General features: G+C 60.9%; 8 protein-coding genes. 5 read left to right on the plus strand and 3 right to left on the minus strand.

Annotated elements, in window-relative coordinates:
• The first annotated feature begins 1 nt into the window (after position 1).
• A complete protein-coding gene (gene rapA / locus J5M66_RS18315) occupies positions 2 to 2,848 on the plus strand; it encodes an RNA polymerase-associated protein RapA (protein ID WP_122698354.1) in 2,847 nt (948 codons plus the stop codon).
• A 191-nt stretch (positions 2,849 to 3,039) separates the two neighbouring features.
• Here the strand turns inward: rapA and J5M66_RS18320 are convergent, their stop codons facing one another.
• Positions 3,040 to 4,389: an MFS transporter gene (locus J5M66_RS18320; protein ID WP_073475856.1), complete on the minus strand. Its 1,350-nt coding sequence runs from the start codon at positions 4,387 to 4,389 to the stop codon at positions 3,040 to 3,042.
• A 301-nt stretch (positions 4,390 to 4,690) separates the two neighbouring features.
• Between J5M66_RS18320 and J5M66_RS18325 the strand changes: the two genes are divergently transcribed.
• Together J5M66_RS18325 and J5M66_RS18330 are read left to right on the plus strand one after the other, a co-directional pair.
• The gene (locus J5M66_RS18325) at positions 4,691 to 5,059 is read left to right on the plus strand and encodes a YkgJ family cysteine cluster protein (protein WP_125925258.1); all 369 of its coding nucleotides are present in this window, start codon (positions 4,691 to 4,693) and stop codon (positions 5,057 to 5,059) included.
• A gap of 150 nt (positions 5,060 to 5,209) precedes the next feature.
• Complete coding sequence (locus J5M66_RS18330; RefSeq protein WP_207808277.1) at positions 5,210 to 7,492, plus strand: EAL domain-containing protein; 2,283 nt, start codon at positions 5,210 to 5,212, stop codon at positions 7,490 to 7,492.
• Here J5M66_RS18330 and J5M66_RS18335 read toward each other — a convergent pair.
• Positions 7,383 to 8,279 (minus strand): NAD(P)-dependent oxidoreductase, encoded by an 897-nt coding sequence (locus tag J5M66_RS18335; protein WP_207808276.1) that lies wholly within the window; start codon positions 8,277 to 8,279, stop codon positions 7,383 to 7,385. The genes J5M66_RS18330 and J5M66_RS18335 overlap by 110 nt on opposite strands.
• A gap of 196 nt (positions 8,280 to 8,475) precedes the next feature.
• Between J5M66_RS18335 and J5M66_RS18340 the strand changes: the two genes are divergently transcribed.
• Positions 8,476 to 10,674 (plus strand): hypothetical protein, encoded by a 2,199-nt coding sequence (locus J5M66_RS18340; RefSeq protein WP_076566290.1) that lies wholly within the window; start codon positions 8,476 to 8,478, stop codon positions 10,672 to 10,674.
• 283 nt (positions 10,675 to 10,957) lie between these two features.
• On the opposite strand, the gene J5M66_RS18345 is transcribed toward J5M66_RS18340, so the two are convergent.
• Complete coding sequence (locus J5M66_RS18345; RefSeq protein WP_016771353.1) at positions 10,958 to 11,263, minus strand: DUF2288 domain-containing protein; 306 nt, start codon at positions 11,261 to 11,263, stop codon at positions 10,958 to 10,960.
• 351 nt (positions 11,264 to 11,614) lie between these two features.
• Here J5M66_RS18345 and J5M66_RS18350 point away from each other — a divergent pair, with 351 nt between their 5' ends.
• Entirely contained in the window at positions 11,615 to 12,742 is a 1,128-nt protein-coding gene (locus J5M66_RS18350; RefSeq protein WP_016771354.1) for a branched-chain amino acid ABC transporter substrate-binding protein, read from the plus strand.
• Positions 12,743 to 12,962 lie beyond the last annotated feature (220 nt).

The raw sequence follows: 12,962 nt of genomic DNA on the forward strand, positions 1-12,962 counted from the left end.
CATGGCGCAGCAGTATCAACCGGGGCAACGCTGGATCAGTGACAGCGAAGCAGAGCTTGGTTTAGGCACCGTTCTGGCACAGGACGGCCGCTTGCTGACCGTGCTTTACCCGGCCACTGGCGAAACCCGCCAGTACGCGCTACGGAATGCGCCCCTGACCCGCGTGCGGTTCTCGCCGGGCGACTCCATCACCCATTTCGAAGGCTGGAAGATGACCGTGCAGCAGGTCGACGACGTCGACGGGCTGATGGTCTATCACGGCCTCAACGGGCAGAACGAAGTCGTCACGCTGCCGGAAACCCAGCTGTCGAACTTCATTCAGTTCCGTCTGGCCAGCGACCGCCTGTTCGCCGGGCAGATCGACCCGCTGCCGTGGTTCTCCCTGCGCTACAACACTCTTGAACACACCAGCCGCCAGTTGCAGTCCTCGCTGTGGGGCCTGGGTGGCGTGCGTGCGCAACCGATCGCGCACCAGTTGCACATCGCCCGCGAAGTCGCCGACCGTATCGCCCCGCGCGTATTGCTGGCGGACGAAGTAGGTCTGGGTAAAACCATCGAAGCCGGTCTGGTCATCCATCGCCAACTGCTCTCGGGCCGCGCCAACCGCGTGCTGATCCTGGTCCCGGAAAACCTCCAGCATCAGTGGCTGGTGGAGATGCGCCGCCGCTTCAATCTGCAGGTCGCGCTGTTCGACGAAGAACGCTTTATCGAAAGCGATGCCACCAACCCGTTCGAAGACACGCAACTTGCGCTGGTCGCGCTGGAGTGGCTGGTCGATGACGAGAAGGCACAGGACGCCTTGTTCGCTGCCGGTTGGGACCTGATGGTGGTCGACGAAGCGCACCACCTGGTCTGGCATGAAGACAAGGCCAGCGCGGAATATTCGCTGGTCGAGCAACTGGCCGAAGTCATCCCCGGCGTGCTGCTGCTCACCGCCACCCCGGAACAACTCGGTCAGGACAGCCACTTCGCCCGTCTGCGCCTGCTCGACCCGAACCGTTTCCACGACCTGGCCGCGTTCCGCGCCGAGAGCGACAACTATCGCCCGGTCGCCGAAGCGGTGCAGGAACTGCTCGACAAGGGCCGTCTCTCCGCCGAAGCGCACAAGACCATTCACGGTTTCCTCGGCAACGAAGGCGAAGCCCTCCTCACCGCCGTCAACGATGGCGATACTGAAGCCAGCGCCCGCCTCGTGCGTGAACTGCTCGATCGCCACGGCACCGGCCGCGTGCTGTTCCGCAACACCCGCGCCGCTGTGCAGGGTTTCCCGGAGCGCAAACTGCATCCGTATCCGCTGCCGTGCCCCGACGAATACCTCGAACTGCCGCTGGGCGAACACGCCGAGCTGTACCCGGAAGTCAGCTTCCAGGCGCAGCCGGACGCCGACGAAGAACAGCGCTGGTGGAAATTCGATCCGCGCGTCGAGTGGCTGATCGATCAGCTGAAAATGCTCAAGCGCACCAAAGTGCTGGTGATCTGCGCCCACGCCGAAACCGCGATGGACCTGGAAGACGCGTTGCGCGTGCGTTCCGGCATCCCGGCCACGGTGTTCCACGAAGGCATGAACATCCTCGAGCGTGATCGCGCCGCCGCCTACTTCGCTGATGAAGAGTTCGGCGCGCAAGTGCTGATCTGCTCGGAAATCGGCAGTGAAGGTCGCAACTTCCAGTTCGCTCACCACTTGGTGCTGTTCGATCTGCCGTCGCACCCGGACCTGCTCGAGCAGCGCATCGGCCGTCTCGACCGGATCGGCCAGAAGCACATCATCGAACTGCACGTGCCGTACCTGGAAACCAGCCCGCAACAGCGCCTGTTCCAGTGGTACCACGAAGCGCTCAACGCCTTCCTCAACACCTGCCCGACCGGCAACGCCTTGCAGCATCAGTTCGGCCCACGCCTGCTGCCGCTGCTCGAAGAAGCCGATGACGGCGAGTGGCAAGCGCTGATCGACGAAGCACGCGCCGAGCGTGAGCGTCTCGAAGCCGAGCTGCACACCGGCCGCGACCGTCTGCTGGAATTGAATTCCGGCGGCGCTGGCGAAGGTGAAGCACTGGTAGAAGCGATCCTCGAGCAGGACGACCAGTTCGCCCTGCCGATCTACATGGAAACCCTGTTCGACGCCTTCGGCATCGACAGCGAAGACCATTCGGAAAACGCCCTGATCCTCAAGCCGAGCGAGAAGATGCTCGACGCCAGTTTCCCGCTGGGCGACGACGAAGGCGTGACCATCACCTACGACCGCAATCAGGCGCTGTCGCGCGAAGATATGCAGTTCATCACTTGGGAACACCCGATGGTGCAGGGCGGCATGGATCTGGTGCTGTCCGGTTCGATGGGCAACACCGCCGTCGCGCTGATCAAGAACAAGGCGCTGAAACCGGGCACCGTGTTGCTGGAACTGCTCTACGTCAGCGAAGTGGTCGCACCGCGCTCGCTGCAGCTGGGTCGCTACCTGCCACCGGCGGCGCTGCGTTGCCTGCTCGATGCCAATGGCAATGACCTGTCGCCACGGGTGTCGTTCGAAACCCTCAACGATCAGCTGGAAAGCGTGCCGCGTGCCAGCGCCAACAAGTTCATCCAGGCCCAGCGCGATCAGCTGACGCCACGGATCAACGCCGGCGAAGAAAAGATCGCCCCGCGGCACGCCGAGCGTGTGGCCGAAGCGCGCCGTCGTCTGGCCGCCGACACCGACGAAGAACTGGCGCGCCTGACCGCGTTGCAAGCGGTCAACCCGACCGTGCGCGACAGCGAACTGGAGGCGTTGCGCACTCAGCGTGAGCAGGGTCTGGCGATGCTCGACAAAGCGGCGCTGCGCCTGGAAGCGATTCGGGTGCTGGTGGCGGGCTAACCGCCCCGCTTCACCGCTGAAAACCAAGAGGCCCGCAGTGATGCGGGCCGATCGTTCCCACGCTCTGCGTGGGAATGCAGCCCGGGACGCTCCGCGTCCCTACCGAAGCTGGAACGCAGAGCGTCCCTTGAGGCATTCCCACGCAGAGCGTGGGAACGATCATGTGGGAGCGAGCCTGCTCGCGAAAACGGTCAGGCAGTCGCCGCAGAAATTTCTGGCTCAACCACCGCCACCAATCCCTCCTTCATCCGCTGCGCATCGCGAACAAAACACCGCGATGCCAGAAACAGAAAGACCATCGTCAGGAACAGCGCCACCGGGATCAGGTACATCGCGTCGTGCAGGCCGACAGCCTTGAACGCTTCGGTCATCTGCTCAGCCCCTGCGGCCAGCATTGCCGTATGCGCGAAGTGATCCGACAGACCACCCACGACCACCGGCCCCAACCCGCCGCCGAGCAAATACAGACCGGCGAAAAACAACGCCATCGCGGTGGCCCGCAGGCGTGGTTCGACGACATCCTGAATCGCCGTGTACACGCAGGTATAGAAGTTGTACGCGAACAGCCAGCCGACGCTGAACACCGCGACGAACACACCGATCTCGATGCGCCCGGCATGCAGCGCCCAGGCTGTGCACAACGTCGAAATGATCAGACTGAACGCGGCAAACAGCAGCCGCCCACTGGCGAAACGCTGATGAATCTTGTCGGCAATCCAGCCGCCGAGGGTCAGCCCGACCAGTCCGGTGACGCCGACGATCACGCCGGTGGCCACCGCCGCCTCCTGCAACGGCATGAGGAAATAGCGCTGCAGCATCGGCACCAGGAACGAGTTGCAGGCATAGGTCGCGAAGTTGAAGCACAGCCCGGCCATCACCAGCCACAGGAAGGTCGGCACGGCGAGGACGCGGCGGATCGGTTTGTCGACTTTCTCTTGCGAGACCTGCACGGTTTCCGCTGCGCCGCGTTTCGGCTCTTTGATGAAGAACATGAACACCGCGAGGATCAGCCCCGGCACGGCAGCGATGAAGAACGGCGCGCGCCAGCTGTCGAACGCCTTGACCATTGCGCCGATGGTGAAGAACGCCAGCAGCAGCCCCAGCGGCAGGCCAAGCATGAAAATACCCATCGCCCGCGCCCGACGGTGCGCCGGGAACAGATCGCCGATCAGCGAGTTGGCCGCTGGTGCGTAACTGGCTTCGCCGATGCCGATGCCCATGCGCACGATGAGGAAACTCCAGAAACTGCCGACCATGCCGTTGACCGCAGTCAGCGCACTCCAGGTCGCCAGGCCCCAGCCCATCAGTTTGCTGCGTGAACCGGTGTCAGCCATGCGCCCGAGTGGCAGGCCGGCAATCGCGTAAACGATGGTGAACGCAGTGCCGATGATGCCCAGCTGAAAGTCGCTGAGGTGCCATTCCATGCGGATCGGTTCGATGATGATCGCCGGGATGGTGCGGTCGAAGAAATTGAACAGGTTGGCGAGGAACAGCAGGAACAGAATGCGCCAGGCATTCGCCGCTTGGGTCGAGTTCTGCATGGGTCCGTCTCTTTATTGTTATGAGGGCTTCACTGCCAGCGCGTCGAGCCCGGAACCTGCAATCTAGTCAGCCGCGCGGGGGCTGTCTGTCATCATTCGTCAGCCTGATATCGACCCATCGCACTGTAACGAAACGTAAGCCCTTGATAAGTCTGGAATCCCCCGCCGTACGGGGCTTTTGCGGCAAAATCCGGCGACAAAAAAATAGTTTCGCGCCCCCCTTCCCAACGGCATGGCAAAGCCTAGAATGGCCGCCGGATCCGTCCGGATCTTCCGATCAACCCCTTTGATACCCCCGCCCATGTCCGAAGCCAGTCCGTGTCTGAATTGCGGTGCCTGCTGTTCCCACTTTCGCGTGTCTTTTTTCTGGGGTGAGTGCTCATCCGCTGGTGGGACGGTGCCCGATGAACTGGTCGCGCAGATCACTCCGAGCCGGGTGGCAATGATCGGCACCGATCGCAAACCGGCGCGTTGCATGTCGCTGGCGGGTGAGGTCGGCAGCGCTGTGGCCTGCACGATCTACGACAAGCGCTCGAGCACCTGCCGCGAGTTCGAGGCGTCGTGGGAGAACGGAGAGCACAACCCGGACTGCGACAAGGCCCGCGCCGCCCACGGCCTGCCACCCTTGCCGCCACACTGGAACGACCTGCCCCTGGAGCGCATTGCCTGAGCCTTAGCGCGAATCGCTATGAGACTAATGGCAAAATCATTACCACCAATGTGCCACTACGGCTTGCAGCCGGAAAACCGCCTCTATACTGCTTTCATTCGCCTGCGTTGATTGACGCACGGGCCAGATGAATCCGAGACGGGGCATGCTATGGAGTGGCTTGGTTTGCAGTTTGTTGCCGAGCTGCCGGCGAGCGGGCAGATTCTCCTCGATTGCAGCCACAATCCTTTGCTGGTGATGGTGGCCTATCTGGTCGCCTGCGCTGCGAGTTTCGCCACCCTGGACATGGCAGAGCGCCTGGTGCATGCCGAAGACCCGGGGTCGCGGCGAATCTGGCGCTGGATCGGCGCGACCTGCCTGGCCGGCGGCATCTGGGCCATGCACTTCATCGGCATGCTGGCCTTCCAGACCCCCATCGATATTCAGTACGACCTCGGCATTACCCTCTTGTCGTTGCTGATCGCCCTGCTCGCCTCTTGGCTGGCCATGCATACCCTCAGTGAGGTGCAGCCGAGCGCGTTGCATTGCCTCAAGACCGCATGTGTCATCGGTTTGGGCATCGCTGGCATGCATTACGTCGGCATGGCCGCGATGAAGTCGAGCGCCACCGCCTACTATCAGCCAGGGCTGTTCGCGCTGTCGGTGCTGATTGCCATCGGCGCCAGTTTCACCGCGCTGTGGGTGGCGCGCTATTTGAGCGAAGGCAGTGGCGTGGCGCATCAATTGCTCAAGTACAGCGCGGCGCTGATTCTCGGCGCCGGCATCATCAGCATGCACTTCACCGGCATGGCTGCGCTGGATCTGGTGCTTCCCGAAGGTGCCCTGGCAGCGAGCGGCAGTGAAACCGGCCATTTGCAACTTGGCCTGACCGTGGCGCTGATCATCCTGTTGATTCTCGGCAGTGCGATCAGCGCCGCCCTCGCCGACAAGAAACTGCAGAACAAGGAAAACGACCTGCGCCGGGTCAACGCCTTGCTCAGTCAACTCGATCAGGCGCGCATGTCCTTGCAGCAAGCGGCCAATTACGACGCGCTGACCAACCTGATCAACCGCCGTGGTTTCAACCAGATGTTCGCCGAAAAACTCAGCCAGAAAACCAGCGAGGGCGGCATGCTCGCGGTGATGTTTCTCGACATCGACCACTTCAAGCGCATCAACGACAGCCTCGGCCATGACGCCGGTGACGCGCTGCTCAAAGTCATCGCCCAGCACATCAAAAGCTCGGTACGCAGCCATGAAGACGTGGTCGCGCGGTTCGGCGGCGACGAGTTTTGCATCCTTATCAGCCTGCGTGACCGCGAAGAGGCGCGCGGTATGGCGCAGCGCATCATGCACAAGATGAAAGAGCCGATCGAACTGGCCGGCCGGCGCATGGTGATGACCACCAGCATCGGCATCAGCCTGTTTCCCGAAGACGGCACCACTTGCGAAGAGCTGCTCAAACACGCCGACCTGGCCTTGTACCAATCCAAGGGCGCCGGGCGCAACGGTCTGCACTTCTTCAATTCCAGCCTGAAGACCCGCGCCAGTTTCGAGCTGCAACTGGAAGAGGAACTGCGCAGTGCGCTGCGGCAAGACAACGCGCTGATGCTCTACTACCAGCCGATCTTCGAAGTGAAAACCGGACGCGTGACCAAGCTCGAGGCGCTGATTCGCTGGCAGCATCCGGTTCACGGTTTGCTCACACCGGATCGCTTCATCGGTATCGCCGAGAACAACGGGCTGATCGCCGAACTGGACAACTGGGTGCTGCGCCGCGCCTGCAAGGATCTCGGCGAGCTGTCGCGGCATGGTTGTGCCGAATTGAAAATCGCCTGGAACTGCTCGCCGCTGAATCTGGCGCGGGAAGAGCTCGCCGAGGAGATTGAGCACGCCTTGCACACGGCGGGCGTTGCCCCGGAACGCCTGGAACTGGAGGTCACCGAAAACGCCTTGATGGGCAACATCGCCAACACTCTGGTGCTGTTGCGGCAGATCCGCGCCCTCGGTGTGTCGCTGTCGATCGATGATTTCGGCACCGGCTATTCGTCGCTGGCCTACCTCAAGCGTCTGCCGCTGAACACCCTGAAAATCGACCGCTCGTTCATCCTCGACATCCCCACCGCCACGGCGGACATGGAGATCGTCCAGGCGATCATCGTCATGGCGCACACCCTACATCTGCAGGTGGTCACCGAAGGCGTCGAGAGCCTGGAGCAATACGAGTTTCTCGAGCGTTCGGGCTGCGACTTCATTCAGGGTTATCTGCTCAGCCGCCCGGTGCCGCTGGACGAATTGCGCGCGGTGCTCGATGAAATCAATCAGCGCAAACCCGTGCTCGGGGTCAATCCGTTGAGTCTGGCGCGCGATACATTTGCACCAGTGTCGCTGGATCCTTCGCTAAAAAGCCTTGCGCCCCATGCAGGCGCATCAATTGTGCGGCCAATCCGCTGATTGGCGTCGCCGAGCCCTGCTCGCGGGAAAATTTCACCGCCGTGTCGAGATCCTTGAGCAGCGTGCGCACGTGCCACTTGATCGGTTCGAAACGGCTCTCGGCCATTTGCGGGGCAAGGATTTGCAAGGGCTTGGAATCGGCAAAGCCACCGGCCAGCGCCTCGGCGATCAGACTGGCATCAACCCCGGCCTGCTCGGCCAGCGCCACCACTTCGGCAATCACCAGCGCATTGCAGGCGACGATCATCTGGTTGCAGGCCTTGGTCACCTGGCCGGCACCGATGCCGCCCATGTGCGTGACGCGCTGACCGAGGCTGAGCAGTACCGGGCGCACGCGCTCAAGATCTGCCGCTGCACCACCGACCATGATCGCCAGACTGCCAGCCTCGGCGCCGGCCACACCGCCGGACACCGGGGAGTCAAGCCAGCCCATGCCGCTTTTCTCGGCCAGATCTGCGGCCATCTCGCGAGTCGCGGTCGGTTGAAGACTGGAGAAATCCACCAAAAGCTGGCCGTTTTTCGCACCTTCGGCAACGCCGCCAGCGCCAAACACCACCTCACGCACCACGGCAGTGTCGGCCAGACACAGCATGACGATGTCGGCGTGTGCGCACAGGTCAGCCGGGCTCGATACCTGGCGGGCGCCGGCCGCAACCAGCGGTGCACACTTGTCCGGGTTGCGGTTCCACACTGTCAGCGGGTAACCCGCCGCCAGCAGACGCCGGCACATCGGCAGGCCCATCAGGCCGATTCCGGCAAACCCCAACGAAGGTAGCGTTGACATCATTTCGCCTCTTTTCGATTAAAGATCACCGAATCATGGCCGATTCATCAACGATCAGGAAAGGATTCCGCCCGGCGATCAGACCAGCCAGCACTACGACGCCCGGGCCGTATTCGCGCACACAAGACGCGAGATCTTATTCCGTGAGGTTCGCCGGCACTGTTCGGCGGGCCAACCCAGTCCAGGTAAATGGCGCACCATGACCTCTAAAAACAACCCCGCCAGTGCAACAGCCGATCTGACCCTGAGCCCCGCCGCGAACAGCGCGTCATTATCCAGACCGACGCCGCCTTCGCGTCCGCTGTCGACGCAGCAATATCTGTACTTCACCGAAACCAACACCGACCGCATCCTCGATAACCTCGACGGCCTGCGCGATTCGGTGTTCCCGCGCCCGGCGCATCAGGAAGGCGACAACGAGCAGCACAACGATCAGGAATTTCCCTCGGTGTGCCTGATCGGCCTCGGTCGCTGCGGCTCCAACATCGCCCTCGACGTGGCGGAGCTGGTGTACAACGCGCGCAAGTTCTACCTCAACGAATTCAACAACGAAGATCGCCCGACCGACCGGCGTCTGGCCGACAAGGGCTACAGCCCGGCGCAGTGGATCAAGAACAATCTGCGCATCGGCACCAGCAAATCGACCAAACCGGTGTTTCTGGTCGAACCGCTGGTGATGCTCGGCGACCTCGACAAGGACATCGCCGGGCGCATCCGTTTCTCGCGCAAGGGCGAGAAAAGCGGCTTCCTGCGCGACTACAGCAAAATGAAGATCATGGACTTGTCCGAAGTCCACGCCGGTGGCGCCGGTAACGCGCCGATCCTCGGCCAGTACCTGGCGAAGATCATCCTCAACAAGGACACCCAGCGCTTCTCCAGCCCCGACTGGAAAATGATCCACTCGTACCTGATCGACAGCTGCGGGATCAAGGCCAACCAGTCGCGCCTGTATTTCTCGATCTTCAGTGCCGGCGGCGGTACCGGTTCGGGCATGGCCTCGGAGTTTGGTCTGGCGCAGCAGCACTCGTACATGAACAAGACCTTCGACACCAAGCCGATGGACGAGCATGACGGCAAGAGCGGCCATTCGTTTGTGTTCGAGCCGATCTTCACCAGCGGCATCTGCGTGCTGCCGAACATTTCCGACCACCGCAGCGAAATGTCCGAGGCGCTGCACATCAACGCCGGGCGCTTGCTGTGCAAATACCTGTCGGAGGAGTGGGATTTCTCCTACAACTTCGCCAACGAAGACAGCAGCGAAGCCAGCGTGATGGGGCGTATTCGCCCGTGGAACGCGATGATGCTGATCTCCAACGACATCATGCGTTACGCCGAAGAGAGCGATGACGGCAATATCCAGAACATTGATGTCAATGCCATGGAGAAGCACGCTAACCAGTACATCTCGCAGCAGATCTTCAACATTCTGACGGCGCAGGCAGTCACTACTGACTACGACCAGAACTACTTCCGCCGCGCCGGCATCGACATCGGCGAAACCATCCGCCTGGACGCCAACGACCTGTTCATGAGTCTGGCCGGGCCGGTGGCGATTGCCTACGCCGAATCGGTGGTACCGGAAACCCCGCCGCCGAGCAGCGACAAGTTCAAGGTCTTCGATAAAGAGCCGCAGCGCCTGAACATCGATGACCTGTTCTTCCGCTCGATCGACCTGCCGCACTTCAACAAGGTCACTCAGGCCATCGAAGGCATCAGCCTGCTGCCGATCGAATCCAAGCGTTATCGCGCTTCGCTGGAGCAGTACAAGAACTCCGGTTACGACGCGGCAGCGCTGCACGACCTGCACTTCTTCAAGAACTGCTCGTCGGTGGTGTCGATCGTCTCGCTGCCGAAAGACTACAAGCTGTCGTACATGGACCTGAACCGGTTGAAGACCCACCTCAACAGCCTGTTCCCCAACACCACACTCAAGCGCTACGCGCTGGTGATCGGCGCTTCGGCCAACCTGTCGCTGACCACCCTGATCGCCAAAAGCCCGTGCCTGTCGGACGATTTCCTGACCTTGATCGTGGCGTTCATCAAGCGCTGCTTTGCGAAGAATCCGTACCGTTTCGACGAGACGCTGGATAACTCGATTCTCGACTTCATCATTCAGGAAGACTTCGACGAAGAGCGGATCGACGACCTGCTCAACGAATTCGAAAACCCGGCGAAGATCCTCGATACCAACTGGTACGCGATCAAACCGATGTACGAAAAGAAATACCGTGAGCTGATCAACGACAAGGACAAGTTCGTCTCGATCAATGACATTCGCCTGTCGCGTGATTGCGTGAAGAAGTCGATCAAGTACCTGCGCGAGATCTACCGCCACCGGATTGGCAAGACCAAGGTGATTTCGCTGAATAACCATACCGGGAAGACTTACTCGGTCTGATCAAAACCGAGTAACCCCCTTCGCGAGCAAGCTCGCTCCCACATTTGGAATACATTGCCCTGTGGGAGCGAGCTTGCTCGCGAAGGGGCCGGCTAATTCGCCGAAAATCTCAGGCCTCCCAACATCCAGAAACAATTAAGCGACCCTCAGGCCGCTCTAGAAGCTGTTCCCGTTACGTTTACGTCACCGTGAGGCGTGGCATTTCTCCACGGCAAGGTGCCATCACGCTACTCCGCTACACGCTTGCGGCGCGGCAGTCGAGGCACCAAAAGAGTGCGAGCAATTAAACGGCCGCCCTTTCCTGGATCAGAATCCACGGCGAAACCACCACGGCCCACAGCTGCGGATCACGTTCGAAAATATCCAGTGCCCGCGTTTCAGACAGCTTGGCGACCTTGTCGTCGGCCAGCCAGGCCGCGACTTTCTCGCCTTCATCCGAAGCCACGGCCTCGGCGGCGGCGATCAAATCGAGGTCAGGGTCGACCCACAATAGGGCACCCTTGGCGAAGAACGGCTCCAGCTCTTTCCAGGTAATAGATGCCGTTTCACCAAGCAGCTTGGCATAGAGGGTGCTAGGTTCTTGATTCATGGGAGCTGTCCGGAAAAGAAATCGACGCGAATGATAACGTCGGTGGTCCGTCAGAAAAACCCGGTTGCAAATCGCTTCACCGAACGAAAAGAGCAGGAACGCCAGGGAATGCTGCCTTTTGGGATATATGCCCCCGATTGCCCCGCCGCAATTCTGTCTCTTTCATTCAAAAATGCGACACCCCCAAGTTTTGCCCCGTGGCGCCCGCTTCCCAGTTGATCAAGCGGCGCTCTACACTGTACCGGTACAGTTGCCGGGGCATTTTCCGGAGGGTATCGCAAAGATATCTGACCCGGTTCTGCTGCTACGGCGCCAGAACTCTAAAAAATACAACAGTAAGAGTGGAGCACTATGACTAAGGCTACTAAGCAGATTTCCAAACTGTTTGCCGCTATGGTTCTGGCCGGGGTTGCCAGCCATTCGTTCGCAGCTGACACCATCAAAATCGGTATCGCCGGTCCAAAAACCGGTCCAGTAGCCCAGTACGGCGACATGCAGTTCAGTGGCGCGAAAATGGCCATCGAGCAGATCAACGCCAAGGGCGGCGTCGACGGCAAGAAACTCGAAGCCGTTGAATACGACGATGCCTGCGATCCAAAACAAGCGGTAGCGGTAGCGAACAAGGTCGTCAACGACGGCGTCAAGTTCGTGGTCGGTCACCTGTGCTCCAGCTCCACCCAGCCAGCTTCGGACATCTACGAAGACGAAGGCGTGATCATGATCACCCCGGCTGCCACCAGCCCGGACATCACCGCCCGTGGCTACAAAATGATCTTCCGCACCATCGGTCTCGACAGCGCCCAGGGCCCTGCCGCCGGCAACTACATCGCCGATCACGTGAAACCGAAAGTGGTTGGCGTGCTGCACGACAAACAGCAGTACGGTGAAGGCATCGCCACCGCGGTGAAATCGACCCTCGAGAAGAAAGGCACCAAGGTTGCTGTCTTCGAAGGCGTCAACGCCGGCGACAAGGACTTCTCCGCCATCATCGCCAAGCTCAAGCAAGCCGGCGTCGACTTCGTCTACTACGGCGGCTACCACCCGGAGCTGGGCCTGATCCTGCGCCAGGCTCAGGAAAAAGGCCTGAAAGCCCGCTTCATGGGTCCGGAAGGCGTGGGTAACGACTCGATCACCCAGATCGCCAAGGACGCGTCCGAAGGCCTGCTGGTGACCCTGCCGAAATCCTTCGACCAGGATCCGGCCAACGTTGCCCTGGCTGACGCGTTCAAAGCCAAGAAGGAAGATCCGAGCGGTCCGTTCGTGTTCCCGTCCTACTCGGCAGTGACCGTGATTGCCGAAGGCATCAAGGCGGCCAAGTCCGAAGACGCTACCAAAGTGGCTGAAGCCATCCACGCCGGTTCGTTCAAGACCCCGACCGGCGACCTGAGCTTCGACGACAAGGGCGACCTGAAGGACTTCAAATTTGTCGTGTACGAGTGGCACAACGGCAAACCTAAAACCGAAGTTTCGCCTCAGTAAGGCCTTGCCCGACTGACTGCCAATAAAGCCCACGGCGTGCCGTGGGCTTTGTTTTGCGAATGTATGGGCCGCGCTGGCGTGATCCGCCAGTCGACCCACCTGAAAATCTCAAAACCGTCATCAGCGGTTCGCTGGCAAAACCCGGATTCGAAGTGGATAGAGATCCACGGGGCCGGGCGGGAAAATGACTCCACCAGTGAAATGCGTACAGGTTTTTAGG

The sequence above is a fragment of the Pseudomonas sp. 67(2021) genome, from assembly GCF_017491835.1.
Taxonomy (GTDB): Bacteria; Pseudomonadota; Gammaproteobacteria; order Pseudomonadales; family Pseudomonadaceae; genus Aquipseudomonas; species Aquipseudomonas atacamensis.